We start from the raw sequence: 21,951 nt of genomic DNA on the forward strand, positions 1-21,951 counted from the left end.
CTAGAGTCGGCATGTGGGCCGCGTCATTGGCATGTCTGGTCCAGCATCACACCACCACGCAAACACGGAAGCGAGTGATCTTCTCCATCGTGCCCACCACCGACCTTTGGAAAGCACCTGCTGCAGCCGACGTCGCTACTGCATTAGACGCAACGGTGCGCCTTCCTGGCAGTAAATCACTGACGAATCGGTTCCTTGTTTTGGCTGCACTGGCTGATGGAGAGTCACGCCTGCGCGCCCCTTTGCACTCTCGTGACACGTTATTGATGGCTCAGGGGTTGCGCTCTATGGGGACCGATATCACTGATCTTGGTGACGCTGACAGTGGCGATTGGCTTGTTCGACCTGGCGCTTTGCGGGGTAACGCTACGGTCGATTGCGGCTTAGCTGGCACTGTTATGCGTTTCTTGCCTGCGGTGGCAACGCTGGCTGCTGGTCCGGTGCGTTTTGATGGGGATGCTGGTGCCCGGGTTCGGCCGATGGCCCCGGTTCTTCAGGCCATTACCGATCTGGGTATTCGCACCGAATCTGCTGGTGGTTTTCTACCTGCCACTGTTCATGGGTCCGGGACTGTCACCGGTGGCTCGTTGCGTATTGATGCTTCGCATAGCTCGCAGTTCGTTTCAGCGATGCTGCTTGTGGGTGCTCGTTTCAGTAATGGGCTGGAGCTAGTGCACACCGGTTCTGCTCTTCCCTCTCAGCCTCACATCGATATGACTATCGAGGTGTTGCGTGATGTAGGGGTTGAGATCGATGACGAAACCCCTCATCGTTGGGTCGTGGAGCCAGGTGATATCCGTCCTTTGGATGTCACTGTGGAGCCTGACTTGTCCAACGCGGCCGCATTTTTGGCCGCCGTACCGATCTTGGGTGGCCGCCTGCATATTCCTGATTGGCCTGCGCACACCACGCAGGCTGGGGATCGGATCCGCGACATTTTGGCTTTGTTGGGTGCTCGTGTCGAGCTTGATCGCACGGGCCTGACTGTTACTGCTGAAAGTGGCTTTGAGGGGTTTGATCTAGATCTTTCTGAAGCTGGTGAGCTCACCCCTACGGTGGCGGCGCTTGCTGCCTGTGCCCACTCTCCCTCTCATCTGCGTGGGGTGGCCCATCTGCGTGGCCATGAAACTGACCGGTTGGCCGCTTTGGCCACTGAGATCAACCGTCTTGGTGGGGATGTGACCGAAACTGATGATGGGTTAGTGATCCGGCCTTCTCCTCTGCGCCCGGCTCAGATCGCTACTTACCACGATCATCGAATGGCGACTGCCGCGGCGATCTTGGCTTTGAAGGCGCCAGGAAGCAGCGTCGAAAACATCGCCACTACCAGTAAAACTTTGCCGGGTTTCCCAGATATGTGGATGCGGATGCTCGGTGTTGAAGCTGCTGTTGAGCGCACGGTTGTGGCCTCATGAGTTCTCGCCGAGCTCTTCATGACCGCTACGACGAATCACATGCGCGAATCCGGCCTAACCGCAAAGGCACTCGACCTCGCACTAAAAATCGTCCCAAGCATGCTGATGCGGTTATTGCACGTGTCGTGCGGGTTGATCGCGGCCGTTTCACCTGCATTTTGGATGGCGTGACAGTCACAGCGATGAAAGCTCGTGAGCTGGGGCGTCATTCTGTCGTGGTGGGTGATGAGGTTGCGCTGGTTGGTGATGTCAGCGGTGCCGAGGGAACTCTGGCGCGGATCGTGCGTGCCGAACCTCGTCGTACTTTGTTGCGCCGCACTGCTGATGACACTGACCCCGTCGAGCGCATCATCGTCGCCAACGTGGACATCATGGTAATCGTTACCGCTATCGCTGACCCCGAGCCACGCCACCGGCTCATCGATCGATGCCTGGTAGCGGCCTACGATGCGGGCATTCACCCCATTCTTGTGGTGACAAAAACGGACTTGGCCGATCCGAGTGATTTTCTCGCCTCGTTCGCTGCCCTGGATGTTGATGTCATCACCAGCGGACGTAGCGACTCCTCCCCCACCTCAAGCGATGCCTGTGCTTTGGACCCAGCAGCAGTCGAAGCCATCCGGCATCGTCTAGCTGGGCATGCCAGCGTGCTTGTGGGGCACTCGGGGGTGGGTAAATCCACTCTTGTCAACGCATTGGTTCCCGGTTTGGGGCGCACCACTGGTCATGTCAATGAGGTCACCGGGCGTGGTCGTCATACCTCCACGTCAGCTATCGCGGCGCCGCTACCTGATGATGATGGCTGGATTGTCGACACCCCGGGGATCCGGTCGTTTGGTTTAGCGCATGTGCACCCCGAACAGATCATTGGTCATTTTCCCGATCTTGAACCTGGCACCGACGGTTGCCCACGTGGCTGTAGTCATGATGAGCCTGACTGTGCCTTGGATGAGTATGTGGCCAACCATCCCAATCCAGAACATCACGCATCCTTGGAAGCGCGTTTGGATTCTGTGCGGCGGCTTTTGCGGGCACGGCGTGGCGAGAGTGATCCACCTGCCGAAAGCACGCCCCGCCCGTAGCAACAGCAGCTGCCACAGCGGCGCATCGACACCGATTCCCCACGGTGCCACGCCAATCCATGCTGGACAGATAGCGTAGAGCTGTGTCCACATACACCGATGACCTGCGCCTTGCCCACGTGCTCGCCGACACGGTTGAGCGCATCACTATGCCCCGCTTCAAATCAACCAATTTGTCGGTGAACACCAAACCCGACATGACCCCTGTCACTGACGCTGATATCGATGCCGAAGAGCTGATCCGCGGTCAGCTCGCCCGTGTTCGTTCCCGCGACCGTGTGGTCGGTGAAGAGGGCGGCACGACGGGCACGGGCTCACGCCGCTGGATCATTGACCCGATTGATGGAACTGAAAACTACGTGCGCGGTGTCCCGGTGTGGGCCACATTGATTGGGCTTTATGACGGCGATGACCCTGTCGTTGGTGTGGTTGCCGCACCCGCGTTGGGGCGACGTTGGTGGGCCGCTCAAGGTGCTGGTGCGTACACGGGACGTTCTTTGTCTTCGGCTACCCCGATCCATGTTTCGCAGGTTGCTTCCTTGTCGGATGCGTCCCTTTCCTATTCCTCGCTGAAGGGCTGGAAAGAAAAAGGGCGTTTGGATTCTTTCCTCGAATTGAATGAGGCTGTGTGGCGTTCTCGTGCCTACGGGGATTTTTGGTCGTACATGTTGTTGGCTGAGGGTGCTGTTGATGTTGCAGTAGAGCCTTCGCTGGAGGTGTACGACATGGGTGCGCTAGTACCGATTGTGCTTGAGGCAGGTGGGCGTTTTACCGGTTTGGATGGTCAAGACGGCCCGTGGAGCGGTAATGCTGTGGCCACGAATGGGCAGTTGCACGAGTCTGTGTTGGCGCGCATTGGTGCTGATTCACCGGGGGCGCGTGCGTGATACACGCGCTCGTGCGTGCCGCCTAGGGATATTCAGCAGCACTGAATACCCCTAGGTGGTAAGACTTCTCACACGATTGTGATGTTGTGTCCTGCTGCACGCAGGGTGTCAGCGAATTGGTCGGCTTGCCCCACGATGACGATGCCCCATTTTCCGTGGATGTAGCGGCTCCAGGCGTCGTTGAGCCGTTCTGGGGTCATGGATGCCATATCGGCCAGAACACGGGTGATCTCGTCGGTGTCGCTGCCTGCGAGGAACTTGGCTATCGCTTCATCGGCAATATTGTCGGCGATGGTGTAGTCACCGGGAGCGGTTTTGACTAGGTAGTCCACGCCGGTGGCGGTTTCGGCTGCAGTGAAGGTGTGAGCGGCATTGTTGAGGATGTCCAGAGCGCAGTCGATGGCTGCGGCGGTGACCTCCGAGCGCACTGCCCCGTTGACCTGGAAAATGCCGCCACGGTCGCGCGGAGTGAATCCTGCCCGGATGCCGTAGGTGTATCCCCGTTTTTCACGCAGTTCAGCATCGAGTCTGCTAGTGGTGGTGCCCCCCATGAGGTAGCCCAGAACCGGGTAGGGAGCCCAGCCTCCTTCGACGCTGCGGCCAGGCCCGGGGCAGCCGATACGAATTTCGCTTTGTAGCGCTCCGGGGCGATCCACGATGACAGTGCGGGACCAGTCGGGGGCGTAAGCACCTGGTGGTTCAACATGCTGTGGGCGTGCTGGCCCATCAGCCCAAGAGCCGAATGCGTTGGTCAATATCTCAGGAACATCAATGCCGCAGAGGTCGCCAGCGATAGCTACAGCTGATCCGCTGGGGCCCAGGGCTTGGTAGTAGGCGTGGATGTCTTCGCGGGTGATGGCTGAGATGGTCTCGATGGTGCCTGGGTAAGGGCGTGCGAGGCGGTCGTTGGGATCGAACATGAGTGCCGCGAAGTGCTCGGCGGCGCGTTGCCCCGGGTGGGCTCGGGCTGCTTCGAGGTCGGCGATGGTTTGCCGGACGATCAGGTCGATTTCTTTTTGGGCCAGGATGGGTTCTTGGAGGCAAGAGCGCAGCAGGTCTACTGCTGGGGCAATGTTGCGGGCAGCAACCTGTACGTCGCAGGTGATGGAGCGTTCCCCGGCCATGACGCGGATGACTGCCCCGAGTCGTTCTGCGGCGCGGGTGAAAGCGGTGGTGTCGAGTTGGCCGGCACCTTCGGTGAGCGCATCGGCGAGAATGCGGGCTACGCCTTCGACGTGGCGAGGCTCGTAGGAGATGGGCAGGGGGATGCCCAGAGTGAGGGAAAGGATGTGTTGGCCGGGCACGTGGTAGGCCATGGCGCTCAGCCCGTGGTCGCCAATGGTGAATCGTTCGGGGGTGGGGAATTTCCAGGGCGGCGCGGCCGTGGGGATAGGTCGGGGGATGTTCATGCCTGTTCCTTTCCAGGCTGGCCTTGGGTGCGGGCGCGGGGAATGTAGTGAAGGACTGCCCGGTGTTGCGGGTTGAGCCAGTGGCGGGCAGCGGCGGTGACGTCTTCGCCGGTGATGAGGGCGAGGCGGTCAAGGAAGTGTGCTGCGCCGGTAGCGTCGCCGTGAAGGGTGGCGTAGTGGTTGAGGGCATCGGCGCGTTCGGTGAGCCCGGCAAGTGTGGACAGCCATCCGTACTCGGCGAAGGCGTTGGAGCTGGTGAGTTCGTCTTCGGTGGGGCCGTGGGTGCCTAGGGCATCTAGTTCTGCGCAGATGATGTCTTCGACGTGCGCGGGGTCGGTGCCTTCTTCGAGTTGGACGGTGATGAATCCCAGGGAGGTGTTTTCAGACAGCCCCATCCAGGAGACGGACACGGAGTTGGCTAGGGCGGTTTCGCGCACGAGTTTCATGTCTAGGCGCGACATGCCCAGGCCACCGAGGGCATCGAGAGCCAGGGTGGCGCCAAGGTAGGCGCGAGAGGTGTCTTCACGGGGCAGCCGGAAGGCTATGTAGAGGCGTTCGTGAGGGACGTCAGCGTGGATGCTGCTGCGGATGGGGGATGCGATGGGTGGTAGCGGTGGGCTGTCGGTGTGGGTGGGGATAAGGGCGGGGTCAGGGTCGGTGAGGTGACCGAAGTAGGTGGCGGCCAGGTCTGCGGCTTTATCGGCGGTGACGTCTCCAGCGAGAGTTAGGACCGTGTTGGAGGGTCGGTAGTGCGCTGTGTAGAAAGCGTGGGCGTCTTCAAGACAGGAGGATTCCAGATCAGCCATGGAGCCGATGGGTACGTGGCTGTAGGGGTGTCCTGGTGGGAAGACCAGTGCGCACAGTTCGGCCATCCAGGTGCCGTAGGGGACGTTGTCGTAGCGTTGGCGCTTTTCTTCTTTGACGACATCGCGTTGGTTGTCGAAGTTTTCTTGGGTCAGGGCGGGCAAGAGATTGCCGTGGCGGTCAGCTTCGAGCCAGAGCGCGAGTTCGAGTGCCCCGGTGGGGACGGTTTCGAAGTAGTTTGTTCGGTCGAATGAGGTGGTGGCGTTGAGTCGGGCTCCTTGAGCCATGAGGGCGGCGAAGTGTTCCCCTTCGGCAACGTTGGCTGAGCCTTGGAACATGAGGTGTTCGAAGAGGTGGGCAAATCCGGTGCGGCCGGGGTGTTCGTGACGGGACCCGACGCCTACCCAGAGGTTGACTGCCACTAGCGGTACGAGAGGGTCGGGATTGATGACCACGCGCAAACCGTTGGGTAGGCGCACCTGTTGGATCTCGTACGGCAGCGGCATTGGTTCAGCTTACGAACCGGGCTTAGCGTGCACCAACTGTCTTGTGGGCCCGGATTTTCACGTTCTGACGCTTCAGGCGCGGTGAGATGTGTCGGCGTGCCTTGGTGGCGCGGCTGGTGCGGTGTTTTTTAGTGGCTTTAGTGGCTTTGGTGTGGGTGGTGACGGTGACTGTGCGGTGGTGGATGGCTCCGGTGCCGTCTGCGTTGTCGGTGTGGGTGATGGCGCTGAGCGCTCGGGTGGAGCTATCTGCGGCGGTGGCAGGTGATGTGGCTGCGAGCGTTGTCGTGGCAATGGCCAGTAGTGCGGTGGCAGCGATGCGTCCGATGGTGTTTCTCATGATTACGTTCCCCCTGGTTTGTGCCGCGGCGCGGCGTAGCGAGCCCGTCTGCCGGTGTGCTGGTTCGGCATATGTGACGGACTGTGATCGCCTCGGCCCCCCGCCGAGGCGATCCGGAGCGTTCCCCCGAACGGTCCGTCGCTGTCAGCGTTCCATCCCGGTGAGGGCCGGTTCGCGTCGGGCGATGTCTCAACTATCAGTCTTGGACGGTCGTTCGGCAAGCGGAGTTGGTCAGTCGTCCGACTAATGGGCGTATTGCTAGTAGTCACGACCTTGCTCGAGGGATCGATTTATTTGCGAAATTTCCTGCTTATGCTGCGTTTTCACTTAATTTCAGGCAGGGCGAGAGGGCGTTTTTTTGTTCTTGTGATGCATTTATGGTCGCTCGCGCCACGTCCCATGCTGACAATCGCTGCGGGTTCTGCCGCCAGATTTTTGTCATCTATAAGCGAACATGCGGATTTCGTGATGACCATCAGATAAGGCAAAGCAATCTGACAGTCACTCACCGCAGGAGGCCGAATGCCCCAATATGACAGTGCGAGCCCGCCACGTTGAATTGGCGGGCCCGCACGTACAGACTGCGCATCACTGCGCAGAACAACAACGCAAAGCGTCTCTAGTTATCGATGCGCTCACCCTTGCTACGGGGCTCTTCTCCGCGCAGGAGGGACCCAGAAACGCCTTGCCCTAGCTGGCGCATAGCCAGTCGCCCAACCATTTGCTGGTGAGTGGTGACGCGTTCGGAGCGGTCATCAGACAAGAAGGTGATCGCCCATCGAATCAAGGTAGACACACGCGACTTGAAGCCGACCAAGAAGAGCAGGTGAATGGCTAGCCATGCCGACCATGCGATGAAGCCGGAGAACTTGAAGCCTTTGACGTTGGCAACACCGCGATATTTAGAAATGATCGCCATGGAGCCCTTGTCGTTGTAAGTGAAGGGCTGTGTGGCGCGCTTTTCATTGCCGTCCAAGCGTGCGATGACGGTACGGGCTGCCCAGCCACCAGACTGGATCGCTCCCTGGGCAACACCCGGCACACCCTCGAAGGCCATGAGGTCACCGACGACAAAGATTTCGGGGTGTCCTTCAATGGTCAGGTCAGGCTTGACGATCACGCGGCCAGTACGGTCAACCTCGGCTGGTGTTTTGTCTGCCAAGACACGACCGAGACGGTTTCCTTGCACACCAGCTGCCCAGACCTTGGTTGCTGCTTCGATGTGCTCGGTGCGCCCGTCGGCGTATTTGATGTCAACGCCGTCACCGTCAATGTGGGTTACGAAACCGCCCAAGCGAACATCGACGCCGAGATCTTGCAGGGACCGGCGTGCTTTGCTGCCGAGCTTGTCACCGAAGTTAGCCAGTACCTCTTTAGCTCCGTCAACGAGGATGACTTTGGCCTGGCGAGAGTCGATCTTGCGGAACTCTTTGGCCAGTGTGTGGGAGCTGAGCTCGCGGATCTGTCCTGCCATTTCCACACCGGTGGGGCCAGCACCAACAACAACGAAGGTCAGCAGCCGGTCACGCTCGACGGGGTCTTCAGTTAGCTCAGCGCGCTCGAAGCTGTTGAAGATGCGAGAGCGAAGCTCTAGGGCGTCATCGATCGATTTCATGCCCGGGGCGTACGTGGCGAAATGATCGTTACCGAAGTACGACTGGCTCGCCCCCGAGGCGACGATGAGGGTGTCGTAGGGAGTAACGGTGGTGTTGTCATGCAAGCGCGAGGTGACGGTCTTGGCCTGCGGGTCGATGTCATCAACTAGCCCAAGAATCACGCGAGCGTTGCGCTGGTGTTTGAGGATTTCCCGAATCGGCGGGGCAATCTCACCTTCGGAAAGAATTCCGGTAGCGACCTGGTAGAGCAGCGGCTGAAACAGGTGGTGGTCGGTTTTGCCGATGATGGTGACCAGAACGTCTTTACGGTGAGCGAACTGCTTGGCAGCGAACAAGCCACCAAAACCGGTGCCGATAATCACGACGTGGTGGCGTTGGGACGCACCCATGTTCACAGTCACGAAAGCTCCTTCAAAAAAGTACGTGTCGCGTTTCACAGTAGATCGTTCCGGAAAGGTCAGCCCACTCGCCATATGAGGCTGCGCAAGGACTGCGAGTGACCTAGCCAGGGCTTCACCGAATGATCCGAGGGAAGGCAGGTATAGCAGGAATGCGCTATCCGTACTTCTGTGTGTCCACGGGATCACAGCACGACGAAGGCCGGAACCTTTTAAAGGTTCCGGCCTTCTAATCGACCAAACGCTGGTTCACAGTAGCGGGGGCAGGATTTGAACCTGCGACCTCCGGGTTATGAGCCCGGCGAGCTACCGAGCTGCTCCACCCCGCGTTGGTGAACACAACATTACTCACATCTGGTCAAAAGACCAAATCGAGAACAAAAAATCCTCGAAAAATCCTCTGACCAGCAAAAACGCTACTCCTGCTCAGATACAGACGCAGACGGCGTCGGTGACTCAGAAGCACTGGGAGCAGCCTCCTGCCCCGAATTAGGCCCAGAAGACTTCTCACCACCCTCCCCAGCAACGCCACCCTCAGGAGCCAACTGCACAGCCTTACTAATCGCTGCAGCCAACGCCTCCTGCGCCTTGCCGTAAGCGCTCCAGTCACCCTGACGCAACGCAGCCTGGCTCGCCTCATACAACTTCTGCACCTCAGCCAACGCAGCCTTCAACTGCTCTGACCGGGGCTTAGGCGAAGGCGCAGCAGGCGTATCACCCTTGTTGGAACGATCCGAATCGCCAGCACTGGCGCCTGAATCTCCCTCAAACAGTTGATCCAACGCGCTGTCGAGAGTCTTACCCCAGGCAATCTTCTTACCGAAGGAAACCACCACCGCCTGCAACAGCGGATACGTCCCCCCATCACGGCTCGACACATAGATCGGCTGCACATACAGCAGGCCGCCACCGACTGGCAGAGTCAGCAGATTGCCTCGCTGCACCTTGGAACCGGATTGCGAAATGTTGAGGAAGTTATTCAACGTCGCCGGGAAATCCTGCGAAGAGACGTTAGAAGTGTTGATCTTGCTCTGCACCTGACTTGGCCCCGGCACGTTCGTGGCACTAGGCACATCCAACAGGCGCATCACCCCGTACCCCTCGCGCCTCTTACCCGGAGTCGATCCCGCGTTGGAGTCCACTGCCAAGAAGCCCGTCAGATACGGACGGTTTTCACCCGCCGGCGAGAACGATGTCGTCAACGAGAAAGACGGCTCTTTCTGCCCCGGCATCCGGATAGACAAGTAATACGGCGGCTGATCCGGGCTGTTCTGCCCCTGAGTCTGACCCTGAGCAGGCTGAGCAGCCTGCGTCGGATCCGTTGGCACCTTCCAGTACTCACCACCGGTGTAGAAGCTGGCAGCATCTGCCACGTGGTACCGCGTGAGCAGCTCACGCTGCACCTTGAACATGTCCTCCGGGTAACGCAAGTGGCTCATCAAACCGCCACTGATTTTGCTCATTGGCTGCACTACACCCGGGAAAGCCTTCGACCAGGCCTTCAAAATCGGGTCAGACTCATCCCAGGTGTACAAACGCACCGTGCCGTCATAGGCATCAACTGTGGCCTTAACCGAGTTACGGATGTAGTTCACCTGACCGCCACGGGCCTGCTGCACACTCTGGCTACGTGCCGTCACTGTGTCCGAGGTAGCCGTGTCAAGACTCTGCAAACGGCTGTACGGGTACCGATCCGACGTGGTGTACCCATCAACAACCCATTGGATACGCCCGTCAACAACAGTCGGGTAGATGTTGCCATCCAAAGTCAGCCACGGCGCCACAGCCCGCACCCGTTCCCGCGGAGTCCGACGATCCAGGATCGTTGTGAAATCTCCCACCTGCTCAGACAGCAAAAACTTCAATTCCCGGTACTTAATCGCATACGCGGCCCGTTTAAAGAAGTTATCCAGCTTGACTCCACCAATACCGGAATATGTCGTGTACCGCTCACCGTCAGCAGCCTGATAATCAAGCTCCCGCGGCTTAGTGCCTTTCTCGCCACCTACAAGCGAATACTCGTGCGTACGCTCACCGAAATAAATACGCGGCTCAAAAGGAGTCAACTCCCCCTGTGGAGGAATATCGCGCGTGAAAAAGTCCGGCGCGCCCTCATCAGTGCGGGTATTACCCCGGGCAGTCACCAACCCATACCCATGCGTGTACACCGTGTGATCATTCACCCAGTTACGCTGCGGAGCCCCTTCAAGATTCAACTCACGAGCAGCAACTACCGCATCTTGCTGACCATTTTTCAACCCATACCGGTCAACATCCAGCGCATCCGGGAACGCGTAATACTGACGCAAACCCTGCATCTGCGTAAACGTCGGCGACACAATCAACGGGTCAATAATGCGAATCCCAGGAATAGTCGCCGCGTCCTGGCGCAACTGCCCCGGCTCCACGTCAGTCTTCGCCGCATAGTCAGTCTTCTGAATCGACGACAACCCGTACGCGTCCCGCGTGGCATTGATGTTGTGCTGAATAAACGGCCCTTCCAATGCCGCCTCCGAAGGACGCACCCTAAACGACTGAACAAGAGTCGGGTAAATCCCCCCAGCCACCACAGACAAAATCAACAACATGGCCACACCAATAATCGGAAGCCGCCACGATGTCGTCCAAATCGTCGCCAAAAACAGCACCGCACAAATCACCGCAGCCACGGCAAGAATGGTCTTCGTCGGCAACACCGCATACTGATCGGCATACGTCAAACCAGTAATACGGTCCGAATGACGAACCGACAAGGCATAACGATCCAGCCAATACCCCACGCCCCGGACCAACACCAACGCAGCCGCCAACACACTCAGATGAATCCGCGCAGCCCGCGTAGTCGACAAACCCTTAGGTCCAATACTGATCCCACCATCGATGTAATGCATTAACGCAGCCGCCAACAGCCCCAACACAAAAGCCATCGTCAAAAAAGCCACCGCGAACTGCAGCATCGGCAACGAAAACACAAAAAAACCAATATCCAACCCAAAAGTCGGATCAGCCTTACCGAAATCCTGCCTATTCACAAACGCCAAAGCCATCTGCCACTGCCCAGCCGCAGCCAAACCAGCAAACGCCCCAAACAACAACGGCACCAGCCACACCGCGAGACGACGGACCGGCTCAATCATCTGCCGATACCGCTCCAATACCTCCTGCTGCGGCGTCGTCGGCGCATACACCGGCCGTGTCCGATGCGCGATAACCAGGGAACTGGCCACCAACGCCCCCACCAGCACCATGCCCACCACAAACAAAACCACCTGAACCGCGATCGTGGTCCACATGACCTGCCCGGCCTGCACAGACTCGTACCACAACACCTCGGTCCAGAACTGGCTAACCACCACCAGCACAACCACCAAAGCAACCAAAGAAGCCACCGTCACCAACAACGGCGAAGGCTTCCCCCTCACACGAGCCCCCCGCGGCACCGCTCCCCCGCCAGAACCAGAACCACCCGGCGGTGAACCGCCGAACCCGCCAAAACCGCCAGCTGCATCGCTCACGTCAGCAACACCCTTCACGCACAAAAAACTGGAAACACCACGCTACCGACCAAAACCCAACCGCGCGGTCCACGCCGCGCACAACCACACCCCCTCCACTCGCCGTACCCCACCCCCGCACGCAACAATGACCGACGTGACTGACAACACCCCCACCAACGGAATCATCAGCAACCCGCTCCTGGACTGCCTCATCGAAGCCGAAAAACACGTCGCCGCAGCAGGCTGGGAACAACCCCCACGCCTATTCGCCCTCGTCCACACCACCCGACTCATCGAAATGGAACCCGCCCTAGCCACCCAACTAGGCACCCCAACCGACCCCACCGCCCTATCCAGCATCGAACAAGAAGGCATCGAAACCGCCTTCGGCCACGGCCCCCTTACCGACCCCACCAACCTCGACTCACTCCTATCCTCCCTGGCCTGGCCAGAAGAAGTACACGGCGTCGCCCTAGCCATCGAGCGACTCGTCCTGCCCCCCTCCGCCGCCGAAAACCTCCCCACCCAACCCGAAAAACTCGCCCAAGCAGCCGCCACCCACCCCGACCGCATCGAAGTCCGCCTCATGGCAGGCGTCACCCGCGACGGCCAAGCAACCTGCCTACTACGCCAACGCGCCCACGACACCGACGACAAAGTCGCCATCGGACACGACATCGCCCCCGACCTCATCAACGCACTCTCCACCACCCTCGTCCCCGACGAGGAATAACCACCACGAGGCGGACGGAGCCCCACCACGCCCCGTCCCCTCACCCACCATCAACCACACGTCGGCAAAGAATCCCCCTGCCCAGCACCAATGGACTCCACCGCACGCAACGCCTCATCAAACGTGTCCACCTTCACCACACGAAGCCCCTCCGGCACATTCCCCACCACCTCCGAACAATTCTTCGCCGGAGCCAAAAACCACTCCGCCGACGCCGCACGGGCACCATCCATCTTGTGCGTAATCCCACCAATGGGACCCACCGTGCCATCCAAAGACATCGTCCCCGTGCCAGCAATACGCTGCCCCCCAGTCAACGCACCCGGCGTCAACTTGTCATACAACCCCAACGCAAACATCGTTCCCGCCGACGGGCCGCCCACATCCCCAGCCCTGATCTGCACCTTCGGCGCCTTAGGGAACCGCGCCTCCAAACCAACACCAATCAACATCCGCCCCTGAATCTTCTTCGGAGTCACCTCCACCACAGAACCTGAACCCCCACGATCAATACCAATCTTGACCGGCGACCCATCAGGACGCTGCCGCACCAACTCCGCAACCTGCGCTGTACGCGAAATCGGCTGACCATCCACCGACGTGATCACATCCCCCTCACGCAACACCCCCTGCGCAGGACCAGAAGGCACCACCGAAGCAACACGCGCCACCTCCTCAAAACCCAACTTGTTAAAAACCACTGCCTCAGCGCTGTTATGCGAACTAGCCATCTGCGCGCTCGTAGCCCGGCTCAAACTCTCCCGCGTCACATTCGGCGGAAACACCTCATCGCGCGGCACCACATCCGAGCCCGGGTCAAACAACGAACTCAACAAAAACCACCCATTAATCTCAAAACCAGGCCCCCCATACTGCGCCACCGTCGTGAAATCCAACGCCCCCTGCGTCGGATACGTCTTGGCATCCTCCACCGAGATAATCGCCGTCCCATCCAAATCACCCAACGTGTTCACCGCAGGACCAGCCCGCAACACCACAAACGGCGGATGAACCAACGCCCCAACCACCACAAGAACCATCACAAACAACACGACCGTCACCAGCCGCGCAGTTCTCTTCGACAAACGCCACGATGCCCTCACGGAGTACCTACCCACTCATCCGAACCATCGGCAAACAACTGATGCTTCCACACCGGCACCCGCTGCTTGAGCTCATCAATGAAAAAACGACACGCCGCAAAAGCCTCCCCCCGATGCTCAGCCCCCACAGCCATCACCGCCGCCACATCACCAACCTCCAAAACACCAACACGATGCACCGCGGCCACCGCATGAACCCCCTCAAAAGCAACCGCCTCCTGCGCAACCTCACGCAACACCTCCTCAGCCAAAGGATGCGCCGAATACTCCAACCCAGACACGTCCCTGTCCCCGTCATGGTTCCGCACCACCCCACAAAACGTCACCACACCCCCCACCCGCGGATCACGCACAGCCCCCACAACCTCATCCAACGACAACGGCGCAGCGGACACCGCCACATACACACCACTCATCAACAAACTCCCTTCCGCACAACCAAGCCATAGTGCCCCACCACACACCCCACCCACCCCAACCAAATCGAACCTCCACCCCCAGACGTGATTATCTGGGACAAGGAACCCATCCGACGTATCCAGCGTAGGAGCAGGCATGTCGCACAACCCCGACCTCCCCCGTAACAACGGCGACGACCAACCAGACTTCATGAAAATGCTGCAAGACATGATGTCGTCGCAAAACAACCCCGCCTTCGGTGAAGCCCTCAAAGGCATGGGAATCAACAACCTCGATCCAGCCACCATGAACATGCTCGCCGGGCAACTCGGCGCATTCTTCGCCTCCCCCTCCCCCGACGGCCTCGACACAACCATGTGCACCGACATCGCCCGAAAAACCGCCGCCACCAACGGCGACGCCGTCGTCCCCACCCCCGCAATCCAAGCCGTCGAAAACGCCGTCCACCTAGCCTCCCTGTGGATCGACACCGCAACCCGCTTCGACTCCCAACCCACCACCATCAGCGCCTGGTCCCGCGCCGAATGGATCGAAGCCACCATCGACACCTGGTCCAACCTCATGCGACCCCTGGCTAAAGGCGTCACCGACGCCATCTCCTCGGCCTTCACCGCCCAACTCGAACAATTCACCGACGGCGACATCCCACCCATCCCCGGCATGCCCGCACTACCCAACGGCATGGACATGCGCAGCATGATCAACCAAATGCGCCCCATGCTCGAACGCGTCTCCGGCAGCATCTTCTCCGCCCAATTCGGACAAGCCATCGGAACCCTCGCCGGCGACGTCACCTCCGGAACCGAAGTCGGACTCCCCCTGGTCAGCAACGGACACGTCGCCCTCCTCCCCGCCAACATCGGCGCATTCGGAGAAGGCCTCGAAATCGACTCCAACGAAGTACTCATCTACCTCGCCGCCCGCGAAGTAGCCCGCACCCGACTCTTCACCGACGTCCCTTGGCTCGGCCCCCAACTCATCCTCGCCGTCCAGGAATACGCACGCGACATCACCATCGACACCGAACGCATCCAACGCACCGTTGAACAGTTCAACCCCACCTCCATGGACCCCAACGACATGAACGCCATGCAGGAAGCCCTCGCCGGCGAACTGTTCTCACCCCACCCCAGCCCCAACCAACAAGCAGCCCTTAGACGCCTAGAAACCCTCCTAGCCCTCGTCGAAGGATGGGTCGACGTCGTCACCGCCAACGCCACCACCAACCACCTGCCCCACAGCGACGCACTCGGCGAAGCCGTCCGCCGCCGCCGCGCCACCGGAGGCCCCGCCGAAGACCTCTTCGGCAAACTCGTCGGACTCGAACTACGCCCCCGCCGCATGCGCGACGCCGCCAACCTCTTCGCCGCACTCGAAAACCGCGGCGGCACCGACCTACGCGACAACGCCTGGCGCGACCCCGAATCCGCCCCCACCGCCGCCGACCTCGACGACATCATGGGCTACGTCGCGCGCGTAACCGAAAACACCAAAGACGACATCGACCGCGCACTCGAAGACCTCCTATCCCAAAACAACGACAACGACACCAACAACGACAAATAACCCCCTTTCACAAGGACACCACCAGGAGGAAACGTGAGCACGGCACGCGCCCACACCCCCAAGCGCCCCCGCCGTCGCTCCACCGCCTGGATCCCACGCCAACACGGCGCCTGGGCCATCCTCACCGTCCCCATCACCGTCGGCGTCATCCGCTCCCACGGCCACCCCACCCAACTACCCCTCATCGCCTTCTGCTTCACCGCCTACCTCACCTACAACGCCTTCTCCACCTGGACCACCACACGCCACAACCCCCGCCACCTACCACCACTACTCACATACACCACCCTGACCACCACCCTGGCCCTCACCACCCTGATCACCCGACCCGACCTAGCCCACTACACCATCCTCTTCATCCCCCTCACCGCCATCACCACCTGGTGCACCCTAAACCACCACGAACGATGGCTCCTCAACGACATCACCACCATCACCACCGCCTGCCTCTTCGGCTACATCGTCTACATGGCCGGATTCACCCCCACCGGCACCATCGGCGTCGGCCGCGCCAAAATGGCCACCGCCACCATCCTGCTCATCGCCTACTTCACCGGCACCGCCCTCTACATCAAAACCATCATCCGAGAACGCACCTCCCGACCCCACCACATCGCCTCCATCACCTACCACGCCACCTGCACCACCCTCCTAGCCACCGCACTCCTCCTAGGCCCCACCGGCATCGACATCCTCCGAATACCCGGCCTCACCTCCCGCGGAACCCTCACCGCCACCATCATCTTCCTCCTCCTAACCATCCGCGCCACCGCCCTAGCCGGACACAAAATCCGCCCAGCCCACGCAGGCCTAGGCGAACTCGCCGCCAGCGCCCTACTCACCATCACCACCACCGTCCTCTGGTAACCAACCCACCCGCTTCATCCACAACCCCACCCTCCGTGTGAACAACAACCCCCAACCCCCGCCCCAGCGGCACAGTCAAAACAACACACCCCACCACACACGGAGACACCCCATGAACCACCCACGCCTAGCCCCCACCGTCCGCGTCCTCGACCGCGGACCAGGCTGCCTCCACATCGGACACAGCCCCTCCCACGGCATCGTCATCGACGGCCTCAACCCCAGCGAAATCCACTACCTCCGCGCCCTCGAAACAGACAGCAACACCACCCTCACCCAACGCGACATCCCCGCCCGCGCACCCCAACTCAACCAACTCCTCACCGACGCCAACCTCACCCACACCACCAACACCACCCCCCTAAACATCTGCGTCACCGGACACAACGACCTCGCCACCGGCCTACGCACCACCCTGCACAACAACGGCCACCACCTCATCAGCGAACCCCACCCCGAACGGCCCCACCCACACATCGACCTAGCCATCCTCACCGACATCGGCGGAGTCCCCTACATCGACGCCCACCACTGGAACAAAGCCAACATCCCCCACCTACCCGTCACCCTCGACGGCTGCACCATCACCATCGGCCCCTGGATCACCCCCGAAGGCCCCTGCCTACACTGCATCGACCTCACCCGCAGCGACGAAGACCCCGCCTGGCCACACCTACTAGCCCAAACCAGCGGCCGACACACCTGGGACACCACCGACCACTGCGGCAACCAAACCGCCCGCACCGCCCTAGCCATATGGCTCACCACCACAATCCAACGCCTCGCCACCGACCCAACCACCCTCACCCGCGAAAACCACACCAGCCTGACATGGAACCTCCTAGACGCCAGCGCCTCCCACACCACCTGGAACATCCACCCCCACTGCCCCACCCACACCCCCTAACCCTCACCACTAACCACCTCCTGCGGATCAGCACCCCCCAACACCGCCAACACCCCATCGGCATACATCGACAACTTCCGCGCCCCCACACCCGAGACACCCGCCAACTCACCACGATCACGCGGCTCACGCTCAGCAATCGCCATCAACGTCGCATCCGTAAAAACCACATACGCCGGCACACTCCCAGCCGCAGCCACCAACGACCGCCACTGCTGCAACCGCTCAAACAACCCCTCGTCATACGACGCAGGACACCCCTGACACCGACGCAACTTCCGCTCCGCCGGACTCACCAACAACTCACCACACACACGACACACCGCAGGCCGCTTCGGCTTACGCTCCACCACCCCACCAGCACCACCAACAACCGGCGCCACCCCACCAGCACCCTCCAACACACCACCCACACCCTCAAAAAACCGACTCACCCGCCGCGAACCACGCCCACCCGCATGCCGCGCCGCCGCCCACGAAACCATCAACCCCCGCCGCGCACGCGTAACACCCACATACGCCAAACGCCGCTCCTCCTCCACAGCCTCCTGCCCCTCAGCCATCGCAGTCGGCAAAAACCCCTCACTAGCCCCCACCAAAAACACGTACTCCCACTCCAACCCCTTCGTCGCATGCAACGTCGCCAACGTCACCCCATCCACACTCGGCGCATGCGAAGCAGCCATCCGCTCCTCAATCTCCCCCACCAAATCACGCAACCGCGCCCCCGGACTCACCGAAACCACACCCCGCGCCAACTCCACCAACGCCGCCAACGACTCCCACTCATCCCGCCGAGCACCACGCCCCGACGGAGCCACAGGAGACCACCCCACCCCACCCAACACATCCACCACCACATCCGGCAACGCCTTCGAACCATCATCCGAACGCGCCTGACCACGCAACAACACCACCGCCCGCACCACCTCAGGCCGCGACCAAAACCGCTCACCCCCACGCACCAAATACGCAACCCCCACCCCATCCAACGCCCGCTCAAACGCCTCCGACTGACTATTCGTCCGAAACAAAATCGCAATATCCCTCGCCGCAACACCCCTACCCAACAAACCCACCACACGCTCAGCAACCCCCACCGCCTCAGCCTCATCATCAGCAAAACACTCCACCCGCGGCACCACCCCAGACTCCCCCACAGCCCGCAACCGAATCGGACTACGCAACACCCCCCGCTGCCCCTCCAACATCGCATTCGCCAAATTCACCACCTGCGGACTCGACCGATAATTCCGCTCCAACCGCACCACCCGAGCACCCTCAAAACGACGCCCAAACCCCAACAAGTGCTCCGCACTAGCCCCCGTAAACGAATAAATCGTCTGCGCAGGATCCCCCACCACACACACATCAGAACGATCCCCCACCCACAAATCCAACAAACGCTGCTGAACCACATTCACATCCTGATACTCATCCACCACAAAATGCCGATACTGCTCCCGCACCTCCCGCACAACCTGCGGATACTCCAACAACAACCCCACCATCAACAACAAAACATCCTCAAAATCCACCACCCGACGAGCAGCCTTCACCTGCTCATACTCCTCAATCACCCGAGCCATCATCACCCGATCCACCCCCGGAGCCACCCGCCCCACCCGCTCAGCCACCGACACATACGTATCCGCCGTCAACATCCCCACCTTCGACCACTCAATCTCCGCAGCCAAATCCCGCACCACCGCACGATCCGAAGGCAACTTCAACCGCCGCGCCACCTCAGCCACCAACGACGCCTTATGCGGCAACACATCCGGCAACGCACCCCCCACCGCACGCGGCCAAAAATAATGCAACTGCCGCAACGCCGCCGCATGAAACGTCCTCGTCTGCACCCCCGAAACACCCAACCCACGCAACCGCTGACGCAACTCCCCCGCCGCCCGCGCAGTAAACGTCACCGCCAACAACCGCTGTGGCACCACCGCCCCCGACAACACCCCATACGCAATCCGATGCGTAATCGCCCGCGTCTTACCCGTCCCCGCACCAGCCAACACACACATCGGCCCCAACGGATTCGCAGCCACCTCCCGCTGCGCCTCATCCAAACCACGCAACACCCCCTCAGCATCACCAGAAAACAACTCCACAACACCAACCCCTCACACCAAAACCTCACCAACACCAACCAGCGGACCACCGTACCAACGCTCAATCAACCGACGCGCAATCGACAACCGCCCCGGCAACCGAACCTCCCCAGACCCCACCGCAACCCGCAACTCCTCACGCGAATACCACTGCGCCTGCGCAATCTCCGAAGCATCCAAACACAACCCCACATCCACCGCCTCAGCCACAAAACCCAACATCAACGACCCCGGAAACGGCCACGGCTGATCCGCCACAAACTCAACACCCCGCACCCGCACCCCCACCTCCTCGGCAACCTCACGCACCACCGCATCACTAGCCCCCTCCCCCGCATCCACAAACCCAGCCAACAACGAACGACGCCCCACCTCCCACCCCACATTCCTCGCCAACAACAACCGCCCCCGCACATCCGTCACCGCCACAATCACCGCCGGATCCGTCCGCGGAAAAAACTCCACCCCCTCCACCGAACACACCCGCACCCACCCCGCAGAAACCACCCGAGTCGGCGCCCCACACCGACAACAAAAACCAGACCTCTCATGCCAATTCACCAACGCCACCGCCGTCAACAACACCTCCCGCTCCACCTCACCCACCAACTCCCCCGCCTCCCGAACCCCCAACCACGACACCCCACCACCAGCCAACACACCCGACCCCCCACACACCGCAACCACAGCCACACCAGCCACCCTGCCCACAAACAACACACCACGCCCCTCATCCCCAACCACCGGCGAACGAAACACCAACCCCACACCACCACCAACACCCCGCACCACCGGCACACACCCATCAACCACCTCCAACACCCGCGTCCCCGCATCACCCAACACCTCACCCACCAACCCCGGCACACCCCTGTCACCCACACACCGATCCACACCACCAGGCCCCAACCCACTCACACCACAAACATCAACCACACAAACCACCTCCACAAACACCCCACCACACCAACAACACCAAAACCCTACGACCACCAACCACCCAACCAACTCCCCTCAGCCACAAGACACTCCGAAACTCCACCCCCACCCCAACCAGCCAACGCCGCTACGGTGGGAACGTGATCAACCCAGCACTCACACTGGCCGCACTCGCAGACGCAGCCCTCCCCGACGCACGACCCACACGAGTCGAACACGTCACCGAACACCCGGGTGATCACTACAGCCTCGCCTTCATCGAAGACAACACCCAACGCCGCTGGGCCATCCGACTACCCACCGACCCCGTCGCCGCAGCCCTCCAAGACCAATCACTCCCCCTCCTAGAAACCCTCCGCCACCACCTCCCCTACGCCACACCCCACCCCCACGGCTTCGCCTCCCTACGCGACGGCCGCCGCGCCATGCTCTACCCACTCATCCCAGGCCGCACCATCAAATTCGACCTACTACCACCCGGCCCCGGACTAGCAACCGCTCTCGGACAAGCAATCGCCACCATCCACAACCTCAACCCAACCCTTTACGACACCGCAGGCCTACCCACCTACGACGCCACCGACCTACACCGCCGCCGCATCTGCGACATCGACCTCGGCGCCTCCACCGGCCTCGTCCCCACCGGACTACTCAACCGCTGGGAACCCCTCCTAGAAGACATCGCCCTCTGGCGCTTCCCCACCCGCCCCACCCACGGCCACCTCGAAGCCGACCACATCCTCATCGACTTCAACGACCCCCACGACGCCTCCACCGGACACATCGTCGCCATCACCAGCTGGGACAACGCCACCATCGGCGACCCAGCCACCGACCTAGCCACCGTCCTGACCCACACCAACCGCCGCGCAGCCGAAGCCATCTTCACCGCCTACGCCACCACCCTGACCGAACCCCCAGACCCAGCCATCCGACGACGCGCCACCCTCCTCAACGAACTACGCCTGCTCGGAAAACTCCTCACCGCAAAACGCCTCAACAACCACCACGCCCTCACCCACGCAACCAAAGCACTCACCCACCTCAACGAACAGGTCGGCAACCAACCCATCCCCCACGAACCCTTCAACCCCACCCCCACCCCACCCACACCCCACACCCCCATCACCGACCTCTACTCCGCAGGCACACCCACCACCGACATCACCTTCCACACCGAAAACACCACCACCCCCTCCGCCGAAGAACGCGCCCACACCAAAACCACCCCACACCGCACCACACAACGCCACCCCAAAAACACCACCCGCCCCGGCGGCGGCACCCAAAGCGCCGCCAACCGCTCCCACAACACACTCACCAACACCACCCCCTAACCCCCCCA

17 protein-coding genes and 1 tRNA gene are annotated in these 21,951 nt (G+C 60.9%); 8 read left to right on the top strand and 10 right to left on the bottom strand.

Features of this window, described 5'->3' with window-relative positions; genetic code table 11:
• Positions 1-89 precede the first annotated feature (89 nt).
• From aroA to hisN, 3 genes are all read left to right on the top strand, one after another.
• Positions 90-1,415: a 3-phosphoshikimate 1-carboxyvinyltransferase gene (gene aroA, locus CKV89_RS09415; protein WP_231935377.1), complete on the top strand. Its 1,326-nt coding sequence runs from the start codon at positions 90-92 to the stop codon at positions 1,413-1,415.
• Positions 1,412-2,497, top strand: coding sequence for a ribosome small subunit-dependent GTPase A (rsgA, locus tag CKV89_RS09420; protein ID WP_084440830.1), 1,086 nt, complete (start codon positions 1,412-1,414; stop codon positions 2,495-2,497). The genes aroA and rsgA overlap by 4 nt, the downstream gene beginning before the upstream one ends.
• An 83-nt stretch (positions 2,498-2,580) precedes the next feature.
• Positions 2,581-3,384 (top strand): histidinol-phosphatase, encoded by an 804-nt coding sequence (gene hisN / locus CKV89_RS09425; protein WP_028326455.1) that lies wholly within the window; start codon positions 2,581-2,583, stop codon positions 3,382-3,384.
• Between the two features lie 68 nt (positions 3,385-3,452).
• Here the strand turns inward: hisN and CKV89_RS09430 are convergent, their stop codons facing one another.
• The 6 genes from CKV89_RS09430 to CKV89_RS09455 form a co-directional block, all read right to left on the bottom strand.
• Positions 3,453-4,793 (bottom strand): M16 family metallopeptidase, encoded by a 1,341-nt coding sequence (locus CKV89_RS09430; RefSeq protein ID WP_051277131.1) that lies wholly within the window; start codon positions 4,791-4,793, stop codon positions 3,453-3,455.
• Positions 4,790-6,103, bottom strand: a complete 1,314-nt coding sequence (locus CKV89_RS09435; protein WP_051277133.1) for a M16 family metallopeptidase — start codon at positions 6,101-6,103, stop codon at positions 4,790-4,792. The genes CKV89_RS09430 and CKV89_RS09435 overlap by 4 nt, the downstream gene beginning before the upstream one ends.
• Before the next feature lie 22 nt (positions 6,104-6,125).
• Positions 6,126-6,440, bottom strand: coding sequence for a hypothetical protein (locus CKV89_RS09440; protein WP_028326456.1), 315 nt, complete (start codon positions 6,438-6,440; stop codon positions 6,126-6,128).
• A 619-nt stretch (positions 6,441-7,059) separates the two neighbouring features.
• A complete protein-coding gene (locus tag CKV89_RS09445) occupies positions 7,060-8,457 on the bottom strand; it encodes an NAD(P)/FAD-dependent oxidoreductase (protein ID WP_324603336.1) in 1,398 nt (465 codons plus the stop codon).
• Between the two features lie 252 nt (positions 8,458-8,709).
• Positions 8,710-8,783 (bottom strand) — tRNA-Met (locus CKV89_RS09450).
• Between the two features lie 87 nt (positions 8,784-8,870).
• Positions 8,871-11,969 carry a UPF0182 family membrane protein gene (locus CKV89_RS09455; protein ID WP_231935378.1) on the bottom strand — a complete coding sequence of 1,033 codons (3,099 nt, stop codon included), beginning with the start codon at positions 11,967-11,969 and terminating at the stop codon, positions 8,871-8,873.
• Between the two features lie 127 nt (positions 11,970-12,096).
• Between CKV89_RS09455 and CKV89_RS09460 the strand changes: the two genes are divergently transcribed.
• The gene (locus CKV89_RS09460) at positions 12,097-12,684 is read left to right on the top strand and encodes a PPA1309 family protein (protein WP_034400398.1); all 588 of its coding nucleotides are present in this window, start codon (positions 12,097-12,099) and stop codon (positions 12,682-12,684) included.
• A 50-nt stretch (positions 12,685-12,734) separates the two neighbouring features.
• Here the strand turns inward: CKV89_RS09460 and CKV89_RS09465 are convergent, their stop codons facing one another.
• Together CKV89_RS09465 and CKV89_RS09470 are read right to left on the bottom strand one after the other, a co-directional pair.
• A complete protein-coding gene (locus tag CKV89_RS09465; RefSeq protein WP_154657562.1) occupies positions 12,735-13,745 on the bottom strand; it encodes a YlbL family protein in 1,011 nt (336 codons plus the stop codon).
• Positions 13,746-13,783: 38 nt separating this feature from the next.
• Positions 13,784-14,344 (bottom strand): molybdenum cofactor biosynthesis protein MoaE, encoded by a 561-nt coding sequence (locus tag CKV89_RS09470; RefSeq protein WP_324603337.1) that lies wholly within the window; start codon positions 14,342-14,344, stop codon positions 13,784-13,786.
• Here CKV89_RS09470 and CKV89_RS09475 point away from each other — a divergent pair.
• The 3 genes from CKV89_RS09475 (at position 14,343) to CKV89_RS09485 (ending at position 17,547) form a co-directional block, all read left to right on the top strand.
• Positions 14,343-15,773: a zinc-dependent metalloprotease gene (locus tag CKV89_RS09475; RefSeq protein WP_034400400.1), complete on the top strand. Its 1,431-nt coding sequence runs from the start codon at positions 14,343-14,345 to the stop codon at positions 15,771-15,773. The genes CKV89_RS09470 and CKV89_RS09475 overlap by 2 nt on opposite strands.
• A gap of 33 nt (positions 15,774-15,806) precedes the next feature.
• Positions 15,807-16,640: a YwiC-like family protein gene (locus CKV89_RS09480; protein ID WP_028326463.1), complete on the top strand. Its 834-nt coding sequence runs from the start codon at positions 15,807-15,809 to the stop codon at positions 16,638-16,640.
• A gap of 112 nt (positions 16,641-16,752) precedes the next feature.
• The gene (locus CKV89_RS09485; RefSeq protein WP_028326464.1) at positions 16,753-17,547 is read left to right on the top strand and encodes a hypothetical protein; all 795 of its coding nucleotides are present in this window, start codon (positions 16,753-16,755) and stop codon (positions 17,545-17,547) included.
• Here the strand turns inward: CKV89_RS09485 and CKV89_RS09490 are convergent.
• Together CKV89_RS09490 and nudC are read right to left on the bottom strand one after the other, a co-directional pair.
• Positions 17,544-19,580, bottom strand: a complete 2,037-nt coding sequence (locus CKV89_RS09490) for an ATP-dependent DNA helicase UvrD2 (protein ID WP_084440928.1) — start codon at positions 19,578-19,580, stop codon at positions 17,544-17,546. The two genes, CKV89_RS09485 and CKV89_RS09490, sit on opposite strands and share 4 nt — an antisense overlap.
• Before the next feature lie 99 nt (positions 19,581-19,679).
• Positions 19,680-20,603, bottom strand: coding sequence for an NAD(+) diphosphatase (nudC, locus tag CKV89_RS09495; protein ID WP_157728108.1), 924 nt, complete (start codon positions 20,601-20,603; stop codon positions 19,680-19,682).
• Positions 20,604-20,746: 143 nt separating this feature from the next.
• On the opposite strand from nudC, the gene CKV89_RS09500 reads away from it, so the two are divergent.
• Entirely contained in the window at positions 20,747-21,943 is a 1,197-nt protein-coding gene (locus tag CKV89_RS09500) for a phosphotransferase (RefSeq protein WP_051277135.1), read from the top strand.
• Positions 21,944-21,951: the final 8 nt, after the last annotated feature.

This window comes from Dermatophilus congolensis (genome assembly GCF_900187045.1).
Lineage (GTDB): Bacteria > Actinomycetota > Actinomycetes > Actinomycetales > Dermatophilaceae > Dermatophilus > Dermatophilus congolensis.

Excerpts from the sequence above, each read along its gene's own strand:
- rsgA (WP_084440830.1), top strand. The coding sequence starts at position 1,412 with ATGAGTTCTCGCCGAGCTCTTCATGACCGCTACGACGAATCACATGCG.
- CKV89_RS09430 (WP_051277131.1), bottom strand. The coding sequence starts at position 4,793 with ATGAACATCCCCCGACCTATCCCCACGGCCGCGCCGCCCTGGAAATTC.
- CKV89_RS09435 (WP_051277133.1), bottom strand. The coding sequence starts at position 6,103 with ATGCCGCTGCCGTACGAGATCCAACAGGTGCGCCTACCCAACGGTTTG.
- CKV89_RS09440 (WP_028326456.1), bottom strand. The coding sequence starts at position 6,440 with ATGAGAAACACCATCGGACGCATCGCTGCCACCGCACTACTGGCCATT.
- CKV89_RS09460 (WP_034400398.1), top strand. The coding sequence starts at position 12,097 with ATGACCGACGTGACTGACAACACCCCCACCAACGGAATCATCAGCAAC.
- CKV89_RS09475 (WP_034400400.1), top strand. The coding sequence starts at position 14,343 with ATGTCGCACAACCCCGACCTCCCCCGTAACAACGGCGACGACCAACCA.
- CKV89_RS09470 (WP_324603337.1), bottom strand. The coding sequence starts at position 14,344 with ATGCCTGCTCCTACGCTGGATACGTCGGATGGGTTCCTTGTCCCAGAT.
- CKV89_RS09485 (WP_028326464.1), top strand. The coding sequence starts at position 16,753 with ATGAACCACCCACGCCTAGCCCCCACCGTCCGCGTCCTCGACCGCGGA.
- CKV89_RS09490 (WP_084440928.1), bottom strand. The coding sequence starts at position 19,580 with ATGTGTGTGTTGGCTGGTGCGGGGACGGGTAAGACGCGGGCGATTACG.